This is a genomic window from Enterobacter cloacae complex sp. 382A5 (assembly GCF_050031095.1).
Taxonomy (GTDB): Bacteria; Pseudomonadota; Gammaproteobacteria; order Enterobacterales; family Enterobacteriaceae; genus Enterobacter; species Enterobacter cloacae.
In genome coordinates this window covers 2,222,221-2,246,772 of record NZ_JBLGVK010000001.1, presented here as the reverse complement: position 1 = coordinate 2,246,772, position 24,552 = coordinate 2,222,221, and the positions used below count along the sequence as shown (strand labels likewise).

Genomic DNA, 24,552 nt, shown 5'->3' with positions numbered 1-24,552 from the left:
AATTCGACGGCTAATTAATTCTTTTGCCATTTCATAAATAACATTAAAGTGAGGGAGCAAACACCCGAAAAATAAATAAGGAAGAAAACACTATGGGCTCGCCGCTTTCCAGACAATTAACGCAACGCTTTTTCCGTTATCTCGCCATCACCAGCCAGAGCGATGCAAAAGTCAGTACTCTCCCTTCCACTCCGGGCCAGCATGAGATGGCGCGGGAACTGGCGAAAGAGCTGACACAGCTGGGCTTAGACGACATTCTCATCGATGAATTCGCCACGGTCACCGCGGTAAAAAAAGGCAATGTATCCGGCGCGCCGCGGATTGGATTTATTACCCATATTGATACCGTTGACGTGGGTTTATCACCGGATATTCATCCACAAATATTAACCTTCACTGGTGAAGACCTCTGTCTGAATAAAGAGAAAGAGATCTGGCTTCGCGTCAATGAGCATCCGGAAATTCTGGCCTATCCCGGCGAAGAGATTATTTTCAGCGATGGAACCAGCGTGTTAGGGGCAGATAATAAAGCCGCCGTGACTGTGGTGATGACCCTGCTGGAAAACCTGACGTCGGCGCATCAGCATGGGGATATCGTGGTTGCGTTTGTGCCGGATGAGGAGATTGGCCTGAAGGGGGCAAAAGCGCTGGATCTGAAGCGCTTCGACGTTGATTTTGCCTGGACGATTGACTGCTGCGAGCTGGGTGAAATTGTCTATGAAAACTTTAACGCGGCGGCGGCAGAAATCCGTTTTACCGGCGTCACCGCGCACCCCATGTCTGCCAAAGGCGTGCTGGTGAACCCGCTGCTGATGGCGACGGATTTTATTAACCATTTTGACCGCCAGCAAACCCCGGAGTGCACCGAGGGGCGTGAGGGCTATATCTGGTTCAACGGCATTCAGGCCGGGCAAAACGAGGCCGTACTGAGAGCGAATATCCGCGACTTCGATCAGGCAAGCTTTTCCGCCCGTAAGCAGCAGATTGCCGACGTCGCGGCGCTGATTGCCGCCCGACACCCCACCGCAAAGGTGGAGTACCAGATTGAGGATACCTACAGCAATATCAGCAATGCGATTGGGGAAGATCGCCGGGCCATAGACCTGATGTTTGCGGCAATGGAATCCCTTGGCATCACCCCCAAACCCACCCCGATGCGCGGCGGAACAGACGGCGCGGCGCTTTCAGCCAAAGGGTTGTTAACCCCGAACTTCTTCACCGGCGCGCACAATTTCCACTCACGGTTTGAGTTTCTTCCGCTGTCGTCGTTCGAGGCCTCTTACCACACAGCCCTGCAACTCTGTATGCTGGCCGCCCGTTAAGCGGGTTTACGTGCCAGCAGGGTCGCGAAGCGCAATTTGATGCGGTTGCCGTTCTCGTCGGTGCGATGCAGTTCGCCGGGATCTTCGTTGTACTTAAGCAGCTCCCAGCCTTCGTAATAGTGGCTCAGTTCGCCGGTTTTAAATGCAAACGGGAAGCCGACGGTACAAGGATAATCCGCAGTATCCATGGCGGCCACAATCAGGTTGTAACCGCCCGGTTTCGTGCAGCGCTGCATATTGGCGATCAAACCAGGGATGGTTTTCGCTTCAAGGAACATCAGCACCACGGTGGAGAGAATGAAATCGTATTCCCCGTCAAAGCTCAGGCTGTTCAGATCTTTGATCGCCGTCTGCAGATTCGCTATCCCTTCCGCCGCTTTAATGCGTTCGATGTTATCGATGCTCATGGGATTTTTATCCCACGCCGTCACATCGTAACCGTTAGCGGCCAGGTAGAGGCTGTTACGGCCATTGCCGCAGCCGAGATCGAGCGTTTTACCGGGCTTAACGATCTCTGCGCTGTACAGCACCTCTGAATGGGTACGGGTGAGTCCATATTTCTCGGTGAAGTAGTTTTCGTCGACAGCCATTATTGTTCCTCAGATTGCATAAGCCGTGCTTTCTCAGTGCGCACCAGAAGTTTGCCCTGTATCAGCAGGATGAATGTACGAACCAACAGCATCCCAATGATGAAGTTAGTGAAGATAAAGAGCGGCACGGCAATGGCGTGGAAAAAGCCTGACGCGCTGCTGTGCCCCAGATGCAGACCGGTGGTTGCCAGAGCCGACACGCCAAACGAGAAGCTCCAGAACGATGCGTTAAACGGCTGAGACATGTACCACGGCAACAGACGCAACATAAACAGCAGTTGCAACAGGCCATAACCGAACAGCATTTTGGCAAAGGTATCGGCTTCCCCGCCGTTGACGCTAATCCAGGCGCTGCAGGCCACCAGCGCCGGGGCCAGTTGAATACCCAGCGACGTACGCAGTGCGGTGGGTAGTTCACCCGCGCTGCGAAGGCGCTGGAGAATAACCGGTTCCAGGCTGAGCCAGGAAAAGACGCCTGCGCCGAGGAAGACTAACCCTGCATCGTTAAACCCCAGCGCACCACACGCCATCGCGCTGATAAAATTGTTTGCCACCGTAGGCAGATATAACCCCGGCGTTGTCGCCTCCTGAGGATGGTTACCGCGCCATAGCCCGGCGCTTTGCCAGGCGGCATAGGCAAGCTGCACCACCACGCCCACGGCAAACAACACCAGCGAAACCGGGCGGTACCAGGGGACAAACCCAATGGCAACCAGCATCGTAGTGGCCGGAAAAAGGCTGACAAAGCTGCTCATTACCGGGTGTCGCATTTCCGCCAGCACGCTACGCGGGAAACGCACCGCGCGCGTAATAAACGCCACCGTCAGTAAAAACCAACATACCACCGCAAGGGCAACCAACCCCTCACCCGGCCAGCGCGTAACCGGCCAGAGGGTGCTGGCGTATCGCCAGGCGAACCCCATGCCGATGATGCCAAGGACCATGCCAAAATAACTTGCGGGCAGGTTAAGTACCTGCCGGGTTTCGTCATTTTTATTCATTAATTTTAAAATTTAAAATGTATTTGAAATGCCATTTTAAGGTGTTTCCGCCTCGGATGCCAGCACAACGCAAAGCTGAAAGTTTGCTACGTTTAGTGAAGACGCTTACCAGGGATAACACGATGAAAAAGTATCGGCTCAGCGATGAAACCCGGCTCTGGCACTGGAAAAACGGCGAAACGCCCCACTCGGCTACGTTAAAACAGATTATCGCCACGACAGATTTTAATGACGTCGCCGCCGGGACGAAAGGCGGCTGGATTGAAGATGAACGCGCCTTGTCTCAGGAGGGGAACTGCTGGATCTACGACGAAAACAGCGTGGTCTTCGCCGGTGCGACCGTCTCCGGTAATGCCCGTCTGACCCTGCCGTGCGTCGTCAGCGACCATGCCCATATTAGCGGCAACAGCTGGCTGGACGGGGCAAACGTGAGCCATGGGGCGCGAATAAGTGACAACGTCACCATCCAGAACTCCACCGTACGGGGGGAATGCCATATTTTTGGTGATGCCCGGGTGCTGCATAACAGCATGATTATCGCCGCCAAAGGCTTAACCCCAGACCAGGAGCAGATCCTTAAAATCTACGACAACGCGACCGTCAGCCAGTCGCGCGTGGTGCATCAGGCGCAAATCTACGGCGAGGCCATCGTCAATTATGCGTTTATCGAGCACCGTGCCGAGGTGTTCGACAAGGCCATTCTTGAAGGGAACGATATCAATAACGTCTGGGTCTGCGACTGCGCAAAAGTGTACGGCAACGCGCGCCTGATTGCCGGATTCGACGACGATGCCATCCCTACCGTGCGCTACAGCTCTCAGGTGGCTGAGAATGCGGTGGTGGAAGGCAACTGCGTAATTAAGCACCACGTGCTGATTGGCGGTCAGGCGTGGCTACGCGGGGGGCCGATCATGATTGATGATAAGGTCGTGATTCAGGGACGGGCGCGGATAAGCGGCGACGTACTGATTGAGCACCATGTTGAAATCACCGACGATGCCGTCATTGAGGCTTTCGACGGCGACAGCATTCATCTGCGCGGCGAAAAAGTGGTTAACGGCGAGAGTCGAATCACCCGCACGCCCCTGCTGGGCGCGCTATAGCGGGAAAACTCTGCCGTAAAGGTTCACATCGTCATAACGGCCATTGAGGTATTCCGCTTCCCGCAGGCACCCTTCCAGGGTAAAGCCGTTGCGACGCGCAACGTTGTTGCTGTTCTGATTCGCCACCCGGCACTTGATCACAAAACGGCGGATCTCGCCCCGCTCAACGTAGTAGCGCATAAATGCCTGCAAGGCGCAGGAGAGGATCCCCTTCCCCTGATGCGCTTCATCGAGCCAGTAGCCGATGTAGCCCGTTTTATTAACCGGCTCAATGGAATTGAACGACAGCACGCCCACCAGTTCGTCCGCCTGAAAAATAAGAAACATTTTCGCGTAGCCGCGCTGATGTAGCATCTGGTTGCTTTGCACGTTACGTCGGGTGTCTTCTTCCGTTCCCACGTGCTGCGCCCAATCAAACGCGGTTTGCAGAAAGGTGCGGTTTTTGACAACGAGGTTGTGCAGATCGGCGGTGTAGCGCTCTTCGACGGCGCGAAGTTCGATAGCGTCTGATACCGGGATAATTTCGAATTTTGCTGCGGTCATTGCCCCTCACCCTAACCCTCTCCCGAAGGGAGAGGGAATCGATCGTTAACGCATCACACGGTCGTCAACGTAATTACGTTTGTCCGGCGCTGGCGGGAAATACTGATACAGCCAGGTTTCACTTATGGCATCGCCCTGACAGCGCAGGAACAGGCGCATGTCCACCGGCTCCGTCGAATCCGACGTCGGGTACCAGTCAAACAGAATGCGGTATCCGTCAAACGGCTCAACGTAGAGGATTTCCACCTGCTTCGCTTCACCGCTGGAGAGCGTAATCACCGGCTCAATCCCCTTCGGCGCGGCCGCTTTCAGATCGCCGCCGACAAAGTCGATGGCGAAGCGGCGGGCCCACACTTTCGGGTAGTGTTCACCTGGCGCCCAGCCTTCCGGGAAGCCACCCATACCGGTACGCGTCGCGAAGACGTTGGCCAGCGGGGAACGTACCGGCGGCATGGCGCTCCAGTACAGGCGATATTTGAAGCCCAGCTCATCGCCCGCTTTGACCGCTTTTTCCGGCTGCCAGAAGCAAACCACGTTATCCAGCGTTTCACCCGTGGTCGGGATCTCCATCAGGCCAACCGCACCTTTACCCCAGTCGTTACGCGGCTCCACCCACAGGCTTGGGCGTTTGTTATACCAGCCCATCACGTCCTGATAGTGGGAGAAATCCCGGTCAAGCTGCAGCAAACCAAACCCTTTCGGGTTTTTATCGACAAAGGCATTGAACTGCAGTTTCTGCGGGTTGTTCAGCGGACGGCAGATCCACTCGCCGTTACCGCGCCACATGGCCAGACGGTCGGAGTCATGGATCTGCGGATGAATGGTGTCGCACATACGGCGCTCGTTATTGCCGCAGCTGAACATACTGGTCATCGGCGCGATACCGAGCTGTTTGATGTCTTTACGCGCATAGAGATGGTTTTCCACCTCCATGATCACCTGGCTCTTCTCGCAGTGGATCACGAACTTATAGGCACCGGTAATGCTTGGGCTGTCCAGCAGCGTATAGACGGTAAAGGTGGTGTCGCCCGGTTTAACGGTTTCAAACCAGAAGGCCGTAAAATCAGGAAACTCTTCCGGCGTGTCGGTAAAGGTGTCCACCGCCAGACCACGCGCCGACAGGCCGTACTGGTAAGTGTCATCTACCGCACGGAAATAGCTCGCGCCGAGGAAAGAGACAATATCGCGACGCGCCAGCTCAGGCGCTTTGAAGGCGCGGAAGCCAGCAAAACCGAGGTCGCTCTGCCCTTCCAGTTGTTTGGTATCTACCCCGGTATCCCCGTAGCTGAACAGCTCCGGGCGGAAGTGGATCTCACGCGCCTGGGAGGTCGACTGGTCCAGGGAGAACATCCGCACGCGGCGGCGGAAGCCCATCCCCATGTGGAAGAACTGCACGTCAAGCTGACGGCCTTCAATGTTATTCCACAGGGACTGCTTTTCATCGTACCGGATGGCGTTATAGGCCTGCGGCGTCATGGTTGCCAGCGTTTCCGGCAGCGGACGCGGCGCACCACCCCACGGGGTTTTCGCCAGGTCATGGGCCATGGATTGCAGTACGGAGAAGTCAAAACGACGGCTCTGGCCATCGGCGATGTCAGAGTCAGCGGCATAGGCCGCTCTGGAGAACAGTGAAGCAAGGCCAGAAGTGCCGCTCAGGGCTGCCATTGCCAGCGAACCTTGTAAAAAACGTCTGCGATTCATGCCTGGAAAAACGTCCTTATGGTCGTGTGAATGTGTTTCGCGCTCGGCGAAATGACGGCAAGAAAGAACGCACAGCCTAAACAAAAACGGTTAAGAATCCAATTGTTGGCCGGTGATTATATGAGCAAAGTGAGAAATATTTTCTGTCGACCAGAACGGCCCGAAAGTGGTGTAAAGAAAGCCTGGAAAGTGTGAAGAAAAATGCCCCGGTGCGACATCGACAACCGGGGCGAAATGAGGTGGTTATTTTACGCTGACATCGATACCCGGGAAGTACTTATCAGCGAGTTTTGCGATCGTGCCGTCGGCACGAACTTTATCAATCGCGGCATCAAGCTGCTTTTTGGTGGCCTCATCCCCTTTGCGCAGCCCAAAGCCGATCCCGCTGCCGAGGATGGTGTCGTCAGACACCGGTTTGCCGATAAAGCCAAACCCTTTCCCCTGCGGCTTGCTCAGGAACCCTGCCTGCCCGGCCGCGGACATCACCAGCGAGGCGTCGATGCGGCCATTCAGCAAATCGCCCCACGCCATATTCTGATCTTTATACGACACTACCGTGACACCCTGCTTTTCCCAGTGCTCTTTGGCATAGGTTTCCTGAATGGAACCCTGCAACACGCCAATGGTTTTGCCCTTCAGCCCTTCAGGTGTCGCCTCTACTGCGGTCCCGGCCTTGCCGACTAACTGCGAGGGGATGCGGTAGATAGGTTGGGTAAAATCGATACTTTTGCGCCGCTGTTCGGTGATGTTCATCGCCGAGTTGATGGCATCAAATTTTTTCGCCACCAGCCCCGGAATCAACGCATCAAAGGATGTTTCCACCCAGGTGCATTTCAGCGCTGCGGCTTTGCAAATGGCATTCCCCAATTCAACGTCAAACCCTTCCAGCTCGCCGGAGGCATTGCGGCTCTCAAACGGTGGATATTCCGCTTCCAGTCCGTACCGCAGTTCGGTGGCCGCGAATGACGAAAACGTACACAGCAGTCCCATGCCGACAACTAACGCGCGTAATTTCATCTCAAACTCCTTAGCGTGGTTTAACCCGACACAGGGCCTGGGCACCTGCCCGTAACGTCGCCTCATCTTTGGCAAAAGAGAGACGAATCAATTTATTGTCCGTACCATCCGTATAGAAAGCGGACAGCGGAATGGTCGCGACACCGCACTCAACGATCAGCCGTTTCACCATCACGCTGTCGGGCTCGTCGCTGAATGGGCTGTAATCTGCCAGCAGGAAGAACGAGCCCGCGCTCGGCAGCAGTTTAAACGGCGACTCAGCCAGCAGAGTTTGCAGCAGATCGCGCTTGCGCTGATAAAACGGCGCCAGCGACAGCCAGGTTTGCGGATCGGTCATATGTTCGGCAAACGCATGCTGCATTGGCGTATCGGCAGAAAACATCAAAAATTGATGCACTTTACAAATCTCTTCCATCAGTGCCGCCGGTGCAACACAGTACCCCACGCGCCATCCGGTAACGTGATAGGTTTTTCCGAAGGAAGAGATAATGACGCTACGCTCCGCCAACTGAGGGTGTGTGGCCATACCGTGGTGCGGCTCATCGTCAAAAACGACGTGCTCGTACACTTCGTCAGACAAAATAATGATATCGGTATTGTGCGTCACGGCCACCAGCTGCTGCAGGTCATTCGCGGAGAACACCTGCCCGCTTGGATTATGTGGCGTGTTGATGATGATCATGCGCGTTTTGGGGGTGATGGCTGCGCGGACCTCATCCCAGTTCACGGCAAAATCCGGCACCGTGAGTTTGATGGCGACCGGGGTGGCACCCTGCAGGCGAACAATCGGCGCGTAGCTATCAAATGACGGTTCGAAGTAGATCACCTCATCGCCCGGATGCACCAGTCCGCTGATGGCGGAATAGAGCCCCTGGCTGGCACTGGCGGTAACCAGCACCTCGCGCCCCGGGTCATACGTGGTGCAGTAAAGGGTGGCAATTTTCTCCGCGATACGCTCTTTCAAAGGCTGCAGGCCGGTCATCGCGGCATACTGGTTATGCCCTGCCTCCATCGCGCGGGTTACGCCCGCAATCAGTTTCGGGTCGCAGGAAAAATTCGGTGCGCCCTGAGAAAGATTGATGGCGTTGTGCTGAGCAGAAAGCTGGCCGATTACGGTAAAAATGGTGGTACCCACATCCGGTAATTTGGAACGGGTTTGTACCGCGGTCTTCAGGGTCATCATTTATCCTTCTCATGGAGATTGCATAACTATTCAAACAACAACGCCGTTGCCGGGACAATCGAATTGTTGTCATAATAGCCATGAGAAAAATGCATAGCTGAGGTGTTTTTATGTCGCGCCGTTCGCTCCCGCTCAATGCCATCGACGCCTTCCTGGTGACCGCGCGTCACCTGAATCTCACCCATGCCGCCAGAGAGCTTTGTCTGACTCAGGGGGCCGTGAGCCGTAAAATCGCCGCTCTGGAAGCGTGGTTTGGCTTTCCGCTGTTTGAGCGCCACGCGCGCGGGTTGCGCCTCTCTTCCCAGGGTAGCGCCCTGCTGCCGGAGCTACAATCCGCTTTCGAACAGATGCTCAACGTGGCCGATCGGGCCCGGGCCCAGCATACGGTGATCCGGCTGAAAGCGCCTACCTGCGCCATGCGCTGGCTGGTGCCGCGCCTGCTGGAGGTAGAGCGCGAGCAGCCCGATCTGCAAATCGCGTTGACCACCACCACCGATCATAACGTCAACTTTAAAACCGAATCCTACGACGCCGCCATCGTGTTTGGCACGCACATGAGCGCGGGCGATCTGCTGTTCGAAGAGGCGTTAACTCCGGTGCTCAGCCCGCTGCGGGCGGGAGCCGGACTGGGATCATTAACCTTTCTTCACCCGACACGGGATAAAACCGACTGGTCACTGTGGCTGGCGAAACAGGATGAGCCGGGCGTTGTTATGCACAAAAATCAACACTTCGACACGATGGATCTCGCCATTACGGCGGCCATTCAGGGGCTGGGCGTCGCTATCGCCGATGAAACGCTGGTGGAAGAGGACATCCGCGCAGGAAGGCTGGTGCGGCCTTTTGCGACCAGCATCAAAACCGGTGCGAGCTACCGGCTGGTGCTGCGCGAAGCGCCAGGCACGGAAAACGGCCTGGCCGCGTTTCGTACCTGTTTGCTTAATCGAGGTTAACGTGGTGCTTCATCACCCGTTTGAAGAGGCTCATGCGGGCGCGCATAAAGCGATTTTCAAGCTTAAAACCTGCATGCTTATTCACACCAATGCGTAACAGGACGTCACGCCCTTTACGGCAGGCTGGCCAGTGCGTCGGCCCTGGCAGGCTGTCACGATGCCCGGCATCGCAGGCAAAACTCACCCAGTAGTCGGCCACGTGAGCGGCGAACTGTAAATCACGTGCGTTCACATACTGCCGTGAAGGTTCCACCTCTCCGAGCGTATCAAACACATACGGCACCTCGTTGCCGTGCCAGGCACCGTTGATATAGGTGGCGTGCTCCGCTTCGGCCACATAGTCAAACCAGTAGCGCCAGCACGGCGCGCCGACGCGCTGCTGGGCCTGCATCACCACATAGCCCATGGTGGTGAACGCCATATCCCGGCACACCTGCCTTCCCAGCTCTTCATCGCCTTTCACGCCTGGATAGAGCAGCTTGATCAGCCCCAGACCAAAGCGCCGCTCCCGGCGGAGCTTCTGAATTTGTCCGGCGAGATCGATGCCAAACACCGCCATTACGCTCGCCTCGTCGCTGTTGGAGCCAATCATGATGGGGACAGGCTGCTGACGGGCGGCGAAGAATACGTCCAGCATCGGCTCCGGGAGAACACAATCTCCGGCAACAGGGGCCGGGGCGATATTCAGCGGTGCCGTTAACGGCCAGAACGACTCAGGTGGAATAGCACGCAACTGCTCCGCTGTCGCGTTCTCCAGCCCAAAATGCGCGGCCAGCGCTTCCCCTTTTCGCAGGGCCTGCTCGCGCGGGGTATCCGGCAAGGTATAGCCACTTTGCACAATCGCTTTATGAAATAACCCTTTCGCCAGCGGCGAGGCCAGCAGCGACAACACGCTGCGTGCGCCAGCTGATTCACCAAACAGCGTGACGTTTTCGGGATTGCCGCCAAAGGCGGCGATATTGTCCCGCACCCATTCGAGAGCGGCGATCTGATCCAGCAGGGCAAAATTATGCACCACGCGATCTTCTTCCCCCTCCAGCGCAGGATGGGCGAAAAAGCCGAGATGACCAAGACGGTAATTGAGGGTGACGACCACCACGCCGCGTTCCGCCAACGCCCTGCCGTTATAGGGCGGTAACCCACCCGCGCCGAGCGTGAACCCACCACCGTGCAGCCAGACCATCACCGGCAGCGGCTCAACGCGGTCAACAGGCGACCACACGTTAAGATAAAGACAATCCTCTGAAAACTGTCCGGGATCCCCGCCGCCCAGCTCCTGGCAATATTCGCTGCTTTGCCAGCTTGAGGCGGAAAACGCCGTTGCCGTGCGAACCCCATCCCAGCGTTCAGGCGGTCGCGGTGAGCGCCAGCGCCAGTTGCCGACGGGCGGTGCGGCGTAGGGAATGCCGTACCATGCCTGAACAGTATTATCCGTAAAACCAGCCAGTGCGCCGTAGCGCGTTTCAACCACAGGGGCGGAGGGATATTGCATAACTACCTTCTTTTTCCATCACACCCCTGAAGAGTAACGATTTCAGAGCAAACCGCAACGCTGTTTGCTGCGGGTTTCCGCCTCCTCGTACAGTGCGAACTCGTCATAGAACGGGCAGCCCAGCGCCGCTTCGAAGGCATCCCGGCTGGCGTTACCGTGGCTGCGCGCCTGGGTTTCATTCCCGAGATTGGACTGGAAAATCCCTGCGGCGCTGACCGGCAGGAAATCTTCATAGGTGATCGGCTGGGCAACCACCCACCCGCGTTCAATTAACGGCTGCGGATCGTCGCCCGGACGAAACGCATGACGATGCGCTTCACCCGCTGGCGTCAGGCGATAGCGGAAATACGCCAGCTCCTGTCGGCGCATCATCAACTCGCTGTCCGGGAAGGCGCTGAACACTTCACGCAGATGAAGCTGATGGGTCAGGTTGTCTTTACCGGTGCCGGACTCGGCGAGCAAACTGTCATAAAGCTCGCGACCTTTCGGCGTCAACGCCACCCCGCGCTGTTCAATTTCACCAAAGCGCGCGGTATGGGTGCCTTTATGTTCCCCGGCAAACAGCACCGGCTCTTCCAGCGCCTTGAAGCTGGTCTGACGCAACAACACCGGCACCTCGCGGCGCGGCGGCCCTTCAATCAGAATTTTGGGTTCAATGCCGTACTTCGGCATCAGCTCCTGCACCCGGTCGATATCCAGCGTGCGTGGCGTAAGGTGGTTGATATGGCATCCCGGGAAACAGACCACATCCGCAATCAGGCGATGCTCATTATGCAGCGCCAGATAGGTCTCCTGATCGACCGTCGCATGACGGTGCCAGCGGAAGGTTTCTAACGCTTCCTGAACAAACTCCCGTGCCTGCGCCTCGGTGAACGCCCCTTCTTTTTCATGCAGTTCGATGAGCGCCAGGCAGCGCGGCGTAAAGATGTTGCGGTGAGAGAGGATCTCCGCCGCCCGCTCGCGCAGGGCAACGTTCTCAATCAACTCAAGGCGCAGCAGTGAGGTAAAGATACGAAACGGGTTACGGCACAGCGCCGCATCATCCACCGGGCGAAATGCCGTCGAGTGAACCGGAACGCCCGCCTGAGAGAGATCATAGTAGCTGACCGGGTACATGCCCATGATGGCAAACATACGACGCAGGGTAGAAAGCTCTTTTGCGGTGCCAACGCGGATAGCCCCGTGACGCTCCACATTCAGGCGCGCCAGCTCATCTGCATTCGCCAGTTGTTCATGTAAGAGTGGATTGTTTTCCAGAACCGCCAGGTTTACGTCCGCGACCAGCTCAAGCAAGGTGCCGTACTGCGGAACTTCCTGCTGGTACATCGCCGACATAGCCTGCGAAAAATGTTCCCGAATATCATCAGCCGTGATGGTGTTCGCCATGGTGTCATGCCTCCAGTGAATATTACCTGGAGTGTAGAGAAACCCGTTCCTTCCGGGGGGAAGAATTTACGATTTGTGATCTTACGACGACAGTGGTCAAACCGTGTGCTGCCCGAACCTGTCGCGGCCGTACCAGGTCCCCTTCCTTTCCCCCCGGCCCGTCGTCCAGGAGTTTCCTTATAATTAATGATTATTCTGTTTCCTGGCTATAAAGGAGTAATTTTGGAGACCATCCCGGCTAAAAATTGAACGAAATTGTGGCGCTACAATTTTTATCCTCACCTTTCAGGTTTTTAGCGGCAACTTAGGATTAATCCGAGCATTTTTTCACAAGTCCTTCCCACTCATCCATATTTTTTCGCCAAACGAAGCGTAACCCCCCCAATATTTTTAAATAACGCAACCGTGAATGGCGAAACGCATTTGACGCATGCCGCACAGCGTCTAAAGTTATTACTCGAACGACGAGTGATACGGAATATTTCTGTATCGTACTGACATAACCAATATATGACTATGAGGTTTAATATGGCAGAGCATCGTGGTGGTTCCGGTAATTTCGCTGAAGACCGTGAAAAAGCATCAGAAGCTGGACGTAAAGGCGGCCAGCACAGCGGCGGTAATTTCAAAAACGATCCGCAACGCGCATCTGAAGCAGGTAAGAAAGGGGGTCAGAATAGTCACGGCGGAGGCCGTAAATCTGATAACTCCTGATTTTAACAAGCTGTCTCAGTAATACCAGAGAGCATGCTGCGGGCCGAAAGGCTCGCAGTTCCCTTAACGTTTTAACCGGAGCAAAATATATGAATATGAAAAGTATCGAGGATGTTTTTATTCACCTACTGTCCGATACATACAGCGCGGAAAAACAGCTTACCCGAGCCCTGAGCAAACTCGCCCGTGCCGCCTCCAGTGAAAAGCTCAGCGCGGCCTTCACCGCCCACCTTGAGGAGACGCAGGGTCAGATTGAGCGTATCGATCAGATTATCGAACAGGAAGACGGTATTAAGCTTAAGCGAATGAAATGTGTGGCAATGGAAGGCTTAATTGAAGAGGCCAATGAGGTCATCGAAAGCACAGAAAAGAATGAAGTTCGTGATGCTGCGTTAATTGCCGCTGCGCAAAAAGTGGAACATTACGAAATTGCCAGTTACGGTACCCTTGCCACATTAGCAGAACAACTTGGCTATAAAAAAGCCGTTAAACTTCTTGCCGAAACACTGGAAGAAGAAAAAGAAACCGATCTTAAACTCACCGACCTGGCCGTAGGAAATATTAACCAAAAAGCGCAAAAATGACGCTATAACACAGGTTAAATATAATGAGCATCAGTCCCAGGACAATTAAACGGTGCCATTTAACGGCAGCTATAATATGGTTCATTCTTGCTATCCCTTCCGTAATATGGTGGAAGAATAGCGTACTATGGGTCATTATCATCAGTATTTACGCCAATATTGTCGGCCATTTATCTGGCTACAGTGCCGCACGTGCCGATCAGGCTGCTGAAAGTGAGACCAAATAAGCGAACCTATAATGAGGAACGAAATATGAATCACGTAGAACACTACCATGACTGGCTACGCGATGCCCATGCAATGGAAAAGCAAGCCGAATCAATGCTGGAATCGATGGCCAGCCGTATTGAAAATTATCCTGATGTTCGCGCCCGTATTGAGCAACACCTTAATGAGACAAAACGGCAAATCACATTGCTGGAGGAAATCCTCGATCGTAATGATATTTCTCGTTCGGTTTTAAAAGACTCGATGAGCAAAATGGCTGCGCTCGGCCAGTCCATCGGCGGCATGTTCCCGTCCGATGAGATTGTTAAAGGCTCCATCAGCGGCTATGTTTTCGAACAGTTCGAAATTGCCTGCTACACCTCCCTGCTGGCCGCGGCCAAAAAAGCGGGCGACACCGCCTCTGTACCCGCCATTGAAACCATTCTCGCCGAAGAGCGCGAGATGGCCGACTGGCTAATTCGTCATATTCCGCAAACGACGGAACAGTTCCTGCTGCGTTCTGATGCATCAGGTGTCGAAGCGAAAAAATAAACCACAGGAGAGTGTATGTTTCGACACGTCAAACAGCTGCAATACACGGTTCGCGTTGCTGAACCGAATCCCGGCCTCGCCAATCTTCTGCTGGAACAATTTGGCGGGCCGCAGGGTGAACTGGCGGCCGCCTGCCGCTACTTCACCCAGGGCCTGAGTGATGACGATCCTGGCCGTAAAGATATGCTGATGGATATCGCGACCGAAGAGTTGAGCCACCTCGAAATCATCGGGACGCTGGTCGGCATGCTGAATAAAGGGGCCAAAGGCGCGCTGGCGGAAGGGGTAGAGAACGAAGCCGAGCTGTACCGGTCCATGACCGAAAACGGCAACGACAGCCATATCACCTCCCTGCTCTACGGCGGCGGTACCCCGCTCACCAACTCCGCGGGTGTGCCCTGGACGGCGGCCTATGTTGATACCATTGGTGAACCTACGGCGGATCTGCGCTCGAACGTGGCCGCAGAGGCGCGGGCAAAAATCATCTATGAGCGTCTGATCAACGTGACAGACGATCCCGGGGTGAAAGATGCACTGGCGTTTCTGATGACGCGAGAGGCAGCGCACCAGCTCTCCTTCGAGAAGGCGCTTCAGTCTATTCGCAATAATTTCCCGCCGGGGAAATTGCCGCCAATCGAGGAATTCACCAACAAGTACTACAATATGTCTGAAGGTGGCGAGGTCCGCGGAAGCTGGAACAGCGATAAGCATTTCGACTACGTTGAGGCCCCCCAACCTGCGGTTGACGGTGGAGACGGGAGTGCAAGCGTGACGCTCTCGACCGAACAGGCTACGCTCGTCAAGGCGATGTCTGCTCGCACAAAATCCGATCCGAACGCCGACCCGTTAACAGGTGCCGAGCTAGGCGCCGGTAAGAAAAAACCGTAACCGGTTTTGCCAGGCAGCTCCCGCTGCCTGGTAATTCTCGTGCCCCATCGTTCCAGAGGTACGGACCATGTTCGAACTCGACGCGTTTCATCTGGCGAGAATTCAGTTCGCTTTTACCGTCTCGTTTCATATTCTCTTCCCGGCGATCACCATCGGGCTTGCCAGCTATCTGGTGGTGCTCGAAGGGATGTGGCTGCGTACCAAAAACGACGTCTGGCGCTCCCTGTACCATTTCTGGCTCAAAATATTTGCCGTCAACTTTGGTATGGGCGTTGTGTCCGGGCTGGTCATGGCCTATCAGTTCGGCACCAACTGGAGCGGGTTCTCTCAGTTTGCAGGTAGCATCACCGGGCCATTGCTGACCTACGAGGTATTAACCGCTTTCTTCCTGGAGGCCGGTTTCCTCGGCGTAATGCTGTTCGGCTGGAACAAGGTTGGACCGGGACTGCACTTCTTCGCAACCTGCATGGTGGCGCTGGGTACGCTAATGTCCACCTTCTGGATCCTCGCCTCTAACAGCTGGATGCACACTCCGCAGGGCTTCGCCATTGAGAACGGTCAGGTGATCCCTGAAGACTGGCTGGCCGTCATCTTCAACCCCTCTTTCCCGTACCGGCTGATTCACATGTCCATTGCCGCATTCCTGTGCAGCGCGCTGTTTGTGGGCGCGTCGGGGGCCTGGCACCTGCTGCGCGGCAACGACACGCCCGCCATTCGCAAAATGTTCTCGATGGCCATGTGGATGGCCCTGCTGGTCGCCCCCATTCAGGCCGTAGTCGGGGATATGCATGGCCTGAACACGCTTGAACATCAGCCTGCCAAAATCGCCGCCATCGAGGGGCACTGGGAAAATCCGCCAGGGGAAGCCACCCCGCTGCTGCTGTTTGGTCTGCCGGATATGGAAGAGGAGCGCACCAAATACGGGCTTGAGATCCCGGCCCTCGGCAGCCTGATCCTCACCCACAGTCTGGATAAACAGGTCCCCGCGCTGAAAGATTTCCCGAAAGAAGATCGCCCGAACTCCACCATCGTCTTCTGGTCGTTCCGCATCATGGTTGGCATGGGGCTATTGATGATCGCCCTCGGCGTCCTGAGCCTGTGGCTACGCTATCGCCACCGGCTGTATCACTCGCGCCCGTTCCACTGGTTTGCCCTCTGTATGGGGCCAGCCGGTCTGCTGGCGCTGCTCGCTGGCTGGGTGACCACCGAAGTGGGTCGCCAGCCGTGGGTGGTCTACGGTTATCTGCGCACCATCGACGCGGTCTCTCTGCACAGTACGCTGCAGATGAGCATCAGCCTGCTGGCCTTCATCGTCGTTTATTGCTCGGTGTTTGGCGTGGGCTATGTCTACCTTGTGCGTCTGATTAAGAAAGGACCACAGCCGGTGGACACGCTAACCTCGAACACCTCGGGCACTCCCGCCCGTCCGCTGTCTGCCGCTGAGTCTGTTCCGGAAGAGGAGAGAATCTGATGGGCGTCGATATCTCGGTTATCTGGTTTGCCATCATCGTCTTCGCCACCCTGATGTACATCATCATGGATGGCTTTGATTTGGGGATCGGTCTGCTGTTTAACTTCGTGGGCGATGCTAAAGAGCGCGACGTGATGGTGAACAGCGTGGCCCCCGTCTGGGACGGCAACGAAACCTGGCTGGTGCTGGGCGGCGCAGGGCTGTTTGGCGCCTTTCCGCTGGCCTATGCGGTGATCATCGATGCGCTCACCATTCCCCTTACCGCCATGCTGATCGGTCTTATCTTTCGCGGTGTCGCCTTTGAGTTCCGCTTCAAAGCGACGCCCTCTCACCGCCAGTTCTGGGACTACGCCTTTGCCGGAGGCTCGCTACTCGCCACCTTCAGCCAGGGCGTGGTGGTCGGCGCGGTGATCAACGGTTTTGAAGTGGAAGGCCGTCGCTACGTGGGGTCTGCCCTCGACTGGCTGACCCCCTTCAACCTGTTCTGCGGTATCGGGCTGGTGGTGGCCTATACGCTGCTGGGCACCACGTGGCTTATCATGAAAAGCGAAGGTGCACTGCAAAACCGCATGCGCGAACTGACCCGCCACGTGCTGCTGGCGCTGATTGTCGTCATCGCGGTGGTGAGCATCTGGACGCCACTCGGCTGGCAGTACGTGGCCGAGCGCTGGTTTACCCTGCCTAACTTCTTCTGGTTCCTGCCGGTGCCTCTGCTGGTGGGCGTATTTAGCCTGTGGATCTGGCGCTTGACCCGCAACCCGGCCAGCCACGCGCGTCCGTTCCTGTTGACGCTTGGGCTTATCTTCCTCGGTTTTAGCGGACTGGGCATCAGCCTGTGGCCGAACATTATTCCGCCGCGCATTAGCCTGTGGGATGCCGCGGCCCCGCCCGCCAGCCAGCTCTTTATGCTGGTGGGGACGTTACTGATTATTCCGGTGATCCTGGTGTACACCGCCTGGAGTTACTACGTCTTTCGGGGAAAAGTTTCTGATACAGAAGGTTACCACTGAGGTGCAGGATGGCAGGATGGCATACACGGGCCATTATTTATCAAATTGATACGGCACTGTTTTACGATTTAAACGGCGATGGCTGCGGAGACATCGCCGGAATAACGGCCAAGTTGCGATATATACGCCGCATGGGGGCGACGGTTATCTGGATCACTCCGTTTTACCTTACCCCCTTTCTTGACGAAGGGTATGACGTCAGCGACCACCTGCAGGTCGACCCCCGGTTCGGCAAACTGGCGGATATTATCGCCTTTATTGAGCAGGCACGTGAGCTGGGGATGCAGGTCATTATCGAGCTGTTGATCCAGCATACGTCGGACGCCCACCCCTGGTTTCAGGAGGCCCGGCGCAACCCGAAATCCCCCTTTCGCGACTATTATCTGTGGTCAGATAATGACGATGACGATACGCCCCCGATGTTCCCCGGCGTGGAAAAGAGCATCTGGACGTGGGATGACGAGGCGGGCCAATACTACCGGCATATGTTTTATCGCCACGAGCCGGATCTCAACCTCACCTCACCTGCGGTAATTAAAGAGATAGAGAACATTATTCTCTTCTGGCTTAAGCTCGGCGTATCGGGATTCCGTCTGGATGCCGCGTCGCATCTCACCACCCAGGCCGGAGGCGGTGACGAGAAAAAGGGGCTGTGGATCCTGGAGCACCTGCGCCGCCTGATTACCCAACATAACCCGCAGGCGATCCTGCTCGGTGAAGTTGACGTAGAGGTGGAAGCCTACAAGGACTATTTCGGCAATAACGACCGCCTGCATCTGGTGCTTAACTTCTGGCTTAACAAATATTTCTACGTGAGCCTGGCCAGGAAAAGCGCCCGCCCGCTGCGTAATGCGGTGAAGAAAATGATCGTCCCGCCGGACTCCTGCTGCTTTGCCAACTGGCTGCGTAACCACGACGAGCTGGATCTGGAGGGGATCGGTAAAAAGGATAAACAGTTCGTCCTCGACACGTTCGCCCCGGATGAAGAGATGAACGTGTACCAGCGTGGGATCCGCCGTCGCCTGGCGCCGATGCTGAACGGCGACCAGAAGCGGCTGGCGTTCTGCCACGCCGTGCTGTTCTCCCTGCCCGGGGTGCCCGTTATGCGCTACGGGGATGAAATCGGCATGGGTGATGATCTGGATTTAGAAGAACGTTACGCCGTGCGTACGCCCATGCAGTGGGCTCCCTCTCAGGGCGGTGGCTTCTCTGACGCAGACCCGCAGAGCTTTATCGCGCCCATCATTGACCACGGGCCCTATCGTTATCAGAAAATTAACGTGGCGGATTCGCTGCTGCACCGCAACTCGCTGCTGCACCGGATTATCGATATCGCCAACACGCGGTCTGAATTCCCGGAGATTGCCGTGGCGCCGTTTCATCTCATCGCCATCGATAATGATGCGGTGCTGGGGATTTACTACGAGGCTGAAGATCGCAGCATTCTTACCTTTGTTAATTTCAGCGATAAACCGGTGACCTTCACCGCCAGAGGGATCCGCCACGCCACCTGGACCGCCTGTCTGGCAGACAAACGCTACGAGGATGCGCTGGTCTGCGGCAAAACCGTTGAGCTGAATATAGGCGGCTACGGCTATCGCTGGTTCTGGACAAACCGTAGCGCGCTGCGCTGACTACTTTTTCCGGCTACGCATCAGGCGCGTTACCACGATCCCGGCAACGGCCAGGGAGCCTAACAGCACTTTCCCTGGCAGACCGGAGGTCACAGACGTGGCGCGCCCCTTCGCCTCACTGGAGAAGTGACCGTGGATTTTATGCAGGTCGTTGACCGGCTGGTCGAGATAATCCCGCCGGTCTTCCGCGTTCAGCGTGTCAGTCATCTGCCCTTCCCAGGCTTTTTTCACCATCAGACGGTCGAGGAAGCCGGGAAAGAGGAACTGACCCACAATCGACTGAATGGTACTGCTGCCCACCCACAGCTCGCGCACCGGTTTTTGCGCCACCCTGAAAATGGCACTCGCGGCCACTTCCGGCTCAAACACCGGCGGAACCGGGCGCATCGCCCAGGCAAACTTATTCCGTGCCCATTCAAACTGCGGCGTATTCAGCCCCGGCATCTGGACCATGGCGAGCTGCACCCGGCTGTTCTCATGCATCAGCTCGGTACGCACCGCATCGGTAAAGCCCCGGATCGCGGCTTTGGCGCCGCAGTAGGCGGACTGCAGAGGAATGGAGCGGTAGGCCAGCGCGGAGCCAACCTGAATAATCACGCCCCGATCGCGCGGCACCATCAGTTCCAGCGCGGCACGGGTACCGTTCACGTAGCCAAGGTAGGTGACTTCTGTGACGCGACGAAATTCATCCGGCGTCATGGTCCGAAACGGCGCCAGCACCGCCCCCATGGCGTTATTGACCCACACCTCAATCGCCCCAAGGCGATACTCAATTTCGTTGGCGGCATCCACCACCGCCTGACTGTCGGCCACATCCGCCTGCACAGCCAACGCATTGACGCCAAAACGGCGTAGCTCTTCCTGGGTCGAGTGCAGGCTTGTCTCCTCGCGCGCAATAATGCCCACATCGTAGCCCGCTTTTGCAAAGTGCAGCGCCGTGGCTTTACCCACGCCCGCCGTCCCGCCAGTAATGACCATCACAGCCATAAAACCTCCGCGTTATTTCAGCCCGACAATTTCGTCACTAATTCAGCCAGCGAGTAATGCACCGCTTTTTCCACCACGTCCTGACAATCGCCGGAAAAGAGCACCCTGCTCGTTTCCGTCTTTCCGCCGATATTCCAGGCGAAGCACACGGTCCCCGCCGCCGTGCCGTCGTCTCCCCCTTCCGGCCCGGCATAGCCGCTGATGGCGATACTGACATCGGCCTGGGCAATGTCACGGATGCTGGCCGCCATCTCGGTGACGGTCTGTTCACTGACGGCGGTAAACCGCGCGAGGGTTTCCGGGCTTACGCCCAGGATCCTCTCCTTCGCGCTATCGCTGAAGACGACCAGCCCCACATCATAAAAATCGGCAGTGTTCTCTTCCGCGCAGAGCGCCACGGAAAGCTTCCCGCCGGTGCAGGATTCTGCGGTTGTTAAGCGAAGCCCGGCATCGATTAACCTGCTCGCCAGTTTTTTGGTCAGTTCAGCCACGGTAATGGTGTTGTCGTGGTATAGATTGCTCATCATCAGGCCTCTCATTTTTTCTCAGGAATAATGGAAATATGGCCATTGCGTTCCAGAATGGCATATTTAATTTCACTTAACTTTGTAATACCATTATTCTGCCGGGCTGAAACCAGAATATCACCACATGAAACATCGACCTTTTTGAGTTTATCAGCTAAGGGCACGCCGTTCTCAACCAGAATTACCGGCGTGCCATCCAGAATATTCTCCATCGGCGAAAAATACTTTTTCATCAGTCCAAAAATAATATCCACAACCACCAGCGTGGTGATGGTTATCATTGCACCCGTGACCGAAAAATCTTCCCCCAGCAGGGCCTGCTGGGTTGCTTCGCTGATAATTAACAGGAGAATAAGGTCAAAGCTGGTCATCTGCAGCAACGCACGTCGTCCGGCAACTTTGAAGACCACCACCAGAAACAGGTAAATCGCCAACGCCCTAAAAACCATATCCATGGCAGCCTCCTAAGGGTAAATAAATTGCCAGAAAGGAATATCCGGCAGTTTGTTTACACGAATGACGTTGTGCCATTTACCGCCTCTGGTCGGGGTAATGAACAGCCAGACCGAAAAATGTGGCGATTTATCAAGATGATTATAGACAAAATAGAGCGTGTTCCCGCGGCTGTACATGCTGTCTGGCTGCGGCCAGACGCTGCCCGGCTCGTAGGCGTCGCTGCTCTCGCTGGTCATGCTCACAGTGTATTTGCCCTCGTTGTTGACCGGAAAGGTCAGCTGAAGTCGCGACTCCGTTTGCCGACGCGCAAAGCGCTCATAGTTGAGGGTCAGGTTTTTTGCAGAATTGGTTTTCTCCGTGTCACTCACTATCCCACTTGAAAACAGACCGGCAATCGCCGCGATGATAATACTCAGTAACACAATAAATCCGACCTGGCGAAATGCATATTCAAACCTCAGCAAGCGATAACTCTCATTTATCCCGGGTAACTTTTCATTTTTATCATTCATGGCAGCCATCACCGTTTCGCTTATTTACCAAACGTTCTGTTTTGTATGGCGAATGTTTTTAAGACTTATCACATTTGCCACATAAAGGAATAGCAACAATACTTAATAAGTCAAGACACCTTAAATGAAGGATATCAGATGAAATTATCACTTATTTCCGCTTTTTTAATATTTATGGTGCCAACCGCATGGGCTGATAATAACGGCGGGTTACAAAAGGGTGAAGCACCGCCTCCTCCGCATGCGCTGGATAGCGGTTATCGCGGCACGGATGATGCCCGTATTATGACCATCGAACAGGCGAAACAAATGCATGATGGCGCGACCATTTCACTGCGCGGCAACCTTATTGACGGTAGCGGCGATAAGTATGTATTTCAGGATAAATCCGGAAAAATCGACGTTATTATCCCAAAAGCAGTTTTTGACGGCAGAACAGTCAAACCAGACCAGATGATCAGCATTAACGGTTCGCTTGATAAAAAGTCATCGCCTTCCGTGGTGCGTGTCGATCATCTGCAGAAATAACTCAGCGAAGCGTTAACGCTGTATTTTCATCCTAACTCACCTATTGGCTTAAGGAGTCAGCTATGAGTGATACTCAACAACGTACGAACGCTTATCCGCAACCCCCTTTCCCGGAACAGCCGCAGACGCCACCAGGACTGGCTTCAGAGATGCAACCTGTTCCCGATCACGGGGAAACGAGCTATAAAGGCCACGGCCGTCTGGCGGGCAAAAAAGCGCTGATTACCGGCGGTGACTCCGGTATCGGCCGCGCGGTGGCCATTGCCTACGCCCGTGAAGGCGCCGATGTCGCCATTAACTATCTGCCTGAAGAAGAGAAAGACGCCGCAGAGGTTATCGACCTTATCAAGGCCGAAGGACGCAACGCCGTCGCGCTGCCGGGGGATGTCCGGGATGAAACCTTCTGCCAGAACCTGGTGGAAGAAGCGGTGGCTAAACTTGGCGGGCTGGACATTCTGGTGAATAACGCCGGTCGCCAGCAGTATCGGGAATCGCTGGAAGAACTCACTACCGAAGATTTCGATGCCACGTTTAAAACCAACGTTTATGCCCCGTTCTGGATCACCAAAGCGGCGCTTCGCCATCTGAAAGCCCCTGCGGCAATTATTAACACCTCCTCGGTGCAGGCGGTAAAACCCAGCCCTGTCCTGCTGGACTATGCCCAGACCAAAGCCTGTCTGGCGGTGTTTACCAAATCCCTTGCCAAACAACTGGGGCCGAAGGGCATTCGCGTTAATGCCGTGGCTCCCGGGCCTTACTGGACGGTACTGCAATCCAGCGGCGGCCAGCCGATGGAGAAAGTGAAGCAGTTTGGGGGTGACACACCGCTGGGCCGTCCGGGCCAGCCGGTGGAGATTGCACCTTTATACGTCACGCTGGCGTCAGATGAGTGTTCCTTTACGACCGGCCAGGTATGGTGTTCCGACGGCGGTGATGGCGTGATTTAACGTTTCCCTGTCCGAATGTGCAATAAATGAACAAGGACGTTCAGCCCCCCGCCAAAAACATGTTGTAACTCAAACAGATCAAATGTTAAAAATATTTTGCTATCAAGTTATCAAAATTAAACAACTTAGCTTGTCACCCGCATCGCTCTGTTTTTAACATCGCCTATGGAAAAAAATGGTCTGTTCAGTCAGCGCATACGCTTGCGCCATTTGCATACATTTGTGGCCGTCGCTCAACAGGGAACGCTGGGGCGTGCGGCTGAAACCCTTAACCTGAGCCAGCCTGCTCTCTCAAAAACGCTTAACGAGCTGGAACAACTGACCGGTGCCCGTCTGTTCGATCGCGGCCGTCTGGGCGCACAACTGACCCTGGTCGGGGAGCAGTTTCTGACCCATGCAGTCAAAGTGCTTGATGCGCTCAATACCGCCGGACAGGCGCTAAACCGTAAAGAAGAGCAGACGCACGAGATTGTCCGCGTGGGTGCCCTGCCCACGGCGGCGCTGGGTATTCTGCCGCCGGTGATTGGTCAGTTTCACAAACAGCAAAAACATACGACCCTGCAGGTCGCCACCATGAATAACACCATGCTGCTTGCGGGGCTGAAATCCGGCGAGCTGGATTTGGGTATCGGACGGATGTCAGATCCCGAACTGATGGTGGGTCTGAATTATGAACTGCTGTTCCTGGAATCCCTGAAGCTGGTGGTACGCCCTAACCATCCTCTGTTGCAGGATACGGTCACCCTAAGCCGGGTGATGGAGTGGCCGGTGGTCGTGTCACCAAAAGGTACGGTTCCACGGCAAAATGCCGAAACGTTACTGCAGATGCAGGGCTGTACGCTGCCGACAGGCTGTATTGAAACCCTGTCTGCTTCCCTGTCACGTCAGCTTACCGTGGATTACGACTACGTCTGGTTCGTCCCCTCCGGCGCGGTCAAAGATGATTTACGCCAGGGCACGCTCACCGCACTGCCGGTGACCTCGCCCGGCGCCGGCGAACCGATTGGCATTTTAACCCGCGTTGATACGCCGCTCTCATCAGGTGCACAGACGCTACTGAGCGCGATACGTAAATCGATGCCTGCCTGATTCCTTTCCCCTTGCCCTGACCCTCTCCCCCCGGGGCGAGGGTCATTCCTGCGTTCTAATCATTTAATGCGAAATCATTTATTAACAATTGCGCAAAACAATTTAACAGTTTTATCATAGCGAAGAATTCACCAAATGGTTCGTAAATGTTTTAT

General features: G+C 55.5%; 26 protein-coding genes. 14 read left to right on the top strand and 12 right to left on the bottom strand.

Going from position 1 to position 24,552, the window contains the following annotated elements:
• The first annotated feature begins 92 nt into the window (after positions 1–92).
• Positions 93–1,322 (top strand): peptidase T, encoded by a 1,230-nt coding sequence (gene pepT / locus ACQG2G_RS10630; protein ID WP_061772133.1) that lies wholly within the window; start codon positions 93–95, stop codon positions 1,320–1,322.
• On the opposite strand, the gene tehB is transcribed toward pepT, so the two are convergent.
• Together tehB and tehA are read right to left on the bottom strand one after the other, a co-directional pair.
• On the bottom strand, positions 1,319–1,912 hold the full coding sequence (gene tehB / locus ACQG2G_RS10625) for a tellurite resistance methyltransferase TehB (protein ID WP_061772132.1): 594 nt from the start codon (positions 1,910–1,912) through the stop codon (positions 1,319–1,321). The two genes, pepT and tehB, sit on opposite strands and share 4 nt — an antisense overlap.
• Entirely contained in the window at positions 1,912–2,913 is a 1,002-nt protein-coding gene (gene tehA / locus ACQG2G_RS10620) for a dicarboxylate transporter/tellurite-resistance protein TehA (protein ID WP_248078512.1), read from the bottom strand. The genes tehB and tehA overlap by 1 nt, the downstream gene beginning before the upstream one ends.
• Positions 2,914–3,035: 122 nt before the next feature.
• Here tehA and ydcK point away from each other — a divergent pair, with 122 nt between their 5' ends.
• Entirely contained in the window at positions 3,036–4,016 is a 981-nt protein-coding gene (gene ydcK, locus ACQG2G_RS10615; protein WP_013096652.1) for a YdcK family protein, read from the top strand.
• Here the strand turns inward: ydcK and rimL are convergent.
• The 4 genes from rimL to ACQG2G_RS10595 all read right to left on the bottom strand — a co-directional run bounded on the left by rimL (position 4,011) and on the right by ACQG2G_RS10595 (position 8,457).
• Positions 4,011–4,559: a 50S ribosomal protein L7/L12-serine acetyltransferase gene (rimL, locus tag ACQG2G_RS10610; protein WP_023619523.1), complete on the bottom strand. Its 549-nt coding sequence runs from the start codon at positions 4,557–4,559 to the stop codon at positions 4,011–4,013. The genes ydcK and rimL overlap by 6 nt on opposite strands.
• A 45-nt stretch (positions 4,560–4,604) precedes the next feature.
• Positions 4,605–6,260: a glucan biosynthesis protein D gene (locus tag ACQG2G_RS10605; RefSeq protein ID WP_061771797.1), complete on the bottom strand. Its 1,656-nt coding sequence runs from the start codon at positions 6,258–6,260 to the stop codon at positions 4,605–4,607.
• A gap of 243 nt (positions 6,261–6,503) precedes the next feature.
• Positions 6,504–7,277 (bottom strand): ABC transporter substrate-binding protein, encoded by a 774-nt coding sequence (locus ACQG2G_RS10600; RefSeq protein ID WP_014831878.1) that lies wholly within the window; start codon positions 7,275–7,277, stop codon positions 6,504–6,506.
• Between the two features lie 10 nt (positions 7,278–7,287).
• Complete coding sequence (locus ACQG2G_RS10595; RefSeq protein ID WP_348595855.1) at positions 7,288–8,457, bottom strand: pyridoxal phosphate-dependent aminotransferase; 1,170 nt, start codon at positions 8,455–8,457, stop codon at positions 7,288–7,290.
• Positions 8,458–8,570: 113 nt separating this feature from the next.
• On the opposite strand from ACQG2G_RS10595, the gene ACQG2G_RS10590 reads away from it, so the two are divergent.
• A complete protein-coding gene (locus tag ACQG2G_RS10590) occupies positions 8,571–9,413 on the top strand; it encodes a LysR family transcriptional regulator (RefSeq protein ID WP_061771799.1) in 843 nt (280 codons plus the stop codon).
• Here the strand turns inward: ACQG2G_RS10590 and ACQG2G_RS10585 are convergent.
• Together ACQG2G_RS10585 and hglS are read right to left on the bottom strand one after the other, a co-directional pair.
• Entirely contained in the window at positions 9,400–10,905 is a 1,506-nt protein-coding gene (locus ACQG2G_RS10585) for a carboxylesterase/lipase family protein (protein ID WP_061771800.1), read from the bottom strand. The two genes, ACQG2G_RS10590 and ACQG2G_RS10585, sit on opposite strands and share 14 nt — an antisense overlap.
• Positions 10,906–10,947: 42 nt before the next feature.
• Positions 10,948–12,291, bottom strand: coding sequence for a 2-oxoadipate dioxygenase/decarboxylase HglS (gene hglS / locus ACQG2G_RS10580; RefSeq protein WP_061771801.1), 1,344 nt, complete (start codon positions 12,289–12,291; stop codon positions 10,948–10,950).
• 528 nt (positions 12,292–12,819) lie between these two features.
• Here hglS and ACQG2G_RS10575 point away from each other — a divergent pair.
• From ACQG2G_RS10575 to ACQG2G_RS10540, 8 genes are all read left to right on the top strand, one after another.
• Complete coding sequence (locus ACQG2G_RS10575; protein ID WP_004150795.1) at positions 12,820–13,005, top strand: general stress protein; 186 nt, start codon at positions 12,820–12,822, stop codon at positions 13,003–13,005.
• 89 nt (positions 13,006–13,094) lie between these two features.
• The gene (locus tag ACQG2G_RS10570) at positions 13,095–13,589 is read left to right on the top strand and encodes a ferritin-like domain-containing protein (protein WP_014831873.1); all 495 of its coding nucleotides are present in this window, start codon (positions 13,095–13,097) and stop codon (positions 13,587–13,589) included.
• Between the two features lie 23 nt (positions 13,590–13,612).
• A complete protein-coding gene (locus ACQG2G_RS10565; RefSeq protein WP_013096662.1) occupies positions 13,613–13,816 on the top strand; it encodes a hypothetical protein in 204 nt (67 codons plus the stop codon).
• 25 nt (positions 13,817–13,841) lie between these two features.
• A complete protein-coding gene (locus ACQG2G_RS10560) occupies positions 13,842–14,348 on the top strand; it encodes a ferritin-like domain-containing protein (protein WP_013096663.1) in 507 nt (168 codons plus the stop codon).
• 15 nt (positions 14,349–14,363) lie between these two features.
• Entirely contained in the window at positions 14,364–15,236 is an 873-nt protein-coding gene (locus tag ACQG2G_RS10555; protein WP_020688584.1) for a manganese catalase family protein, read from the top strand.
• A gap of 67 nt (positions 15,237–15,303) precedes the next feature.
• Positions 15,304–16,707, top strand: a complete 1,404-nt coding sequence (locus tag ACQG2G_RS10550; protein WP_061771802.1) for a cytochrome ubiquinol oxidase subunit I — start codon at positions 15,304–15,306, stop codon at positions 16,705–16,707.
• The gene (gene cydB, locus ACQG2G_RS10545; protein ID WP_020688583.1) at positions 16,707–17,717 is read left to right on the top strand and encodes a cytochrome d ubiquinol oxidase subunit II; all 1,011 of its coding nucleotides are present in this window, start codon (positions 16,707–16,709) and stop codon (positions 17,715–17,717) included. The genes ACQG2G_RS10550 and cydB overlap by 1 nt, the downstream gene beginning before the upstream one ends.
• An 8-nt stretch (positions 17,718–17,725) precedes the next feature.
• Complete coding sequence (locus ACQG2G_RS10540; RefSeq protein ID WP_236276977.1) at positions 17,726–19,351, top strand: alpha-amylase family protein; 1,626 nt, start codon at positions 17,726–17,728, stop codon at positions 19,349–19,351.
• Here ACQG2G_RS10540 and ACQG2G_RS10535 read toward each other — a convergent pair whose 3' ends face one another.
• From ACQG2G_RS10535 to ACQG2G_RS10520, 4 genes are read right to left on the bottom strand one after another with little or no spacing between them, the layout of a single operon-like run.
• Complete coding sequence (locus ACQG2G_RS10535; protein WP_061772258.1) at positions 19,352–20,338, bottom strand: SDR family oxidoreductase; 987 nt, start codon at positions 20,336–20,338, stop codon at positions 19,352–19,354. It lies immediately after the preceding gene.
• A 17-nt stretch (positions 20,339–20,355) separates the two neighbouring features.
• The gene (locus tag ACQG2G_RS10530) at positions 20,356–20,862 is read right to left on the bottom strand and encodes a 2-oxo-tetronate isomerase (RefSeq protein WP_029883805.1); all 507 of its coding nucleotides are present in this window, start codon (positions 20,860–20,862) and stop codon (positions 20,356–20,358) included.
• Between the two features lie 11 nt (positions 20,863–20,873).
• Positions 20,874–21,320 (bottom strand): DUF421 domain-containing protein, encoded by a 447-nt coding sequence (locus tag ACQG2G_RS10525; protein WP_348595839.1) that lies wholly within the window; start codon positions 21,318–21,320, stop codon positions 20,874–20,876.
• Positions 21,321–21,329: 9 nt separating this feature from the next.
• Entirely contained in the window at positions 21,330–21,833 is a 504-nt protein-coding gene (locus ACQG2G_RS10520) for a hypothetical protein (protein WP_061773069.1), read from the bottom strand.
• Positions 21,834–21,971: 138 nt separating this feature from the next.
• On the opposite strand from ACQG2G_RS10520, the gene ACQG2G_RS10515 reads away from it, so the two are divergent.
• The 3 genes from ACQG2G_RS10515 to ACQG2G_RS10505 all read left to right on the top strand — a co-directional run bounded on the left by ACQG2G_RS10515 (position 21,972) and on the right by ACQG2G_RS10505 (position 24,397).
• Positions 21,972–22,361 carry a YdeI family stress tolerance OB fold protein gene (locus ACQG2G_RS10515; protein ID WP_248057203.1) on the top strand — a complete coding sequence of 130 codons (390 nt, stop codon included), beginning with the start codon at positions 21,972–21,974 and terminating at the stop codon, positions 22,359–22,361.
• A 62-nt stretch (positions 22,362–22,423) separates the two neighbouring features.
• Positions 22,424–23,308, top strand: a complete 885-nt coding sequence (locus tag ACQG2G_RS10510) for an SDR family oxidoreductase (protein ID WP_013096673.1) — start codon at positions 22,424–22,426, stop codon at positions 23,306–23,308.
• 165 nt (positions 23,309–23,473) lie between these two features.
• Positions 23,474–24,397, top strand: coding sequence for a LysR substrate-binding domain-containing protein (locus ACQG2G_RS10505; protein WP_014831860.1), 924 nt, complete (start codon positions 23,474–23,476; stop codon positions 24,395–24,397).
• The last annotated feature ends 155 nt before the right edge of the window (positions 24,398–24,552 follow it).

Excerpts from the sequence above, each read along its gene's own strand:
- pepT (WP_061772133.1), top strand. The coding sequence starts at position 93 with ATGGGCTCGCCGCTTTCCAGACAATTAACGCAACGCTTTTTCCGTTAT.
- tehB (WP_061772132.1), bottom strand. The coding sequence starts at position 1,912 with ATGGCTGTCGACGAAAACTACTTCACCGAGAAATATGGACTCACCCGT.
- tehA (WP_248078512.1), bottom strand. The coding sequence starts at position 2,913 with ATGAATAAAAATGACGAAACCCGGCAGGTACTTAACCTGCCCGCAAGT.
- ydcK (WP_013096652.1), top strand. The coding sequence starts at position 3,036 with ATGAAAAAGTATCGGCTCAGCGATGAAACCCGGCTCTGGCACTGGAAA.
- rimL (WP_023619523.1), bottom strand. The coding sequence starts at position 4,559 with ATGACCGCAGCAAAATTCGAAATTATCCCGGTATCAGACGCTATCGAA.
- ACQG2G_RS10605 (WP_061771797.1), bottom strand. The coding sequence starts at position 6,260 with ATGAATCGCAGACGTTTTTTACAAGGTTCGCTGGCAATGGCAGCCCTG.
- ACQG2G_RS10600 (WP_014831878.1), bottom strand. The coding sequence starts at position 7,277 with ATGAAATTACGCGCGTTAGTTGTCGGCATGGGACTGCTGTGTACGTTT.
- ACQG2G_RS10595 (WP_348595855.1), bottom strand. The coding sequence starts at position 8,457 with ATGACCCTGAAGACCGCGGTACAAACCCGTTCCAAATTACCGGATGTG.
- ACQG2G_RS10590 (WP_061771799.1), top strand. The coding sequence starts at position 8,571 with ATGTCGCGCCGTTCGCTCCCGCTCAATGCCATCGACGCCTTCCTGGTG.
- ACQG2G_RS10585 (WP_061771800.1), bottom strand. The coding sequence starts at position 10,905 with ATGCAATATCCCTCCGCCCCTGTGGTTGAAACGCGCTACGGCGCACTG.
- hglS (WP_061771801.1), bottom strand. The coding sequence starts at position 12,291 with ATGGCGAACACCATCACGGCTGATGATATTCGGGAACATTTTTCGCAG.
- ACQG2G_RS10575 (WP_004150795.1), top strand. The coding sequence starts at position 12,820 with ATGGCAGAGCATCGTGGTGGTTCCGGTAATTTCGCTGAAGACCGTGAA.
- ACQG2G_RS10570 (WP_014831873.1), top strand. The coding sequence starts at position 13,095 with ATGAATATGAAAAGTATCGAGGATGTTTTTATTCACCTACTGTCCGAT.
- ACQG2G_RS10565 (WP_013096662.1), top strand. The coding sequence starts at position 13,613 with ATGAGCATCAGTCCCAGGACAATTAAACGGTGCCATTTAACGGCAGCT.
- ACQG2G_RS10560 (WP_013096663.1), top strand. The coding sequence starts at position 13,842 with ATGAATCACGTAGAACACTACCATGACTGGCTACGCGATGCCCATGCA.
- ACQG2G_RS10555 (WP_020688584.1), top strand. The coding sequence starts at position 14,364 with ATGTTTCGACACGTCAAACAGCTGCAATACACGGTTCGCGTTGCTGAA.
- ACQG2G_RS10550 (WP_061771802.1), top strand. The coding sequence starts at position 15,304 with ATGTTCGAACTCGACGCGTTTCATCTGGCGAGAATTCAGTTCGCTTTT.
- cydB (WP_020688583.1), top strand. The coding sequence starts at position 16,707 with ATGGGCGTCGATATCTCGGTTATCTGGTTTGCCATCATCGTCTTCGCC.
- ACQG2G_RS10540 (WP_236276977.1), top strand. The coding sequence starts at position 17,726 with ATGGCAGGATGGCATACACGGGCCATTATTTATCAAATTGATACGGCA.
- ACQG2G_RS10535 (WP_061772258.1), bottom strand. The coding sequence starts at position 20,338 with ATGGCTGTGATGGTCATTACTGGCGGGACGGCGGGCGTGGGTAAAGCC.
- ACQG2G_RS10530 (WP_029883805.1), bottom strand. The coding sequence starts at position 20,862 with ATGAGCAATCTATACCACGACAACACCATTACCGTGGCTGAACTGACC.
- ACQG2G_RS10525 (WP_348595839.1), bottom strand. The coding sequence starts at position 21,320 with ATGGATATGGTTTTTAGGGCGTTGGCGATTTACCTGTTTCTGGTGGTG.
- ACQG2G_RS10520 (WP_061773069.1), bottom strand. The coding sequence starts at position 21,833 with ATGAATGATAAAAATGAAAAGTTACCCGGGATAAATGAGAGTTATCGC.
- ACQG2G_RS10515 (WP_248057203.1), top strand. The coding sequence starts at position 21,972 with ATGAAATTATCACTTATTTCCGCTTTTTTAATATTTATGGTGCCAACC.
- ACQG2G_RS10510 (WP_013096673.1), top strand. The coding sequence starts at position 22,424 with ATGAGTGATACTCAACAACGTACGAACGCTTATCCGCAACCCCCTTTC.
- ACQG2G_RS10505 (WP_014831860.1), top strand. The coding sequence starts at position 23,474 with ATGGAAAAAAATGGTCTGTTCAGTCAGCGCATACGCTTGCGCCATTTG.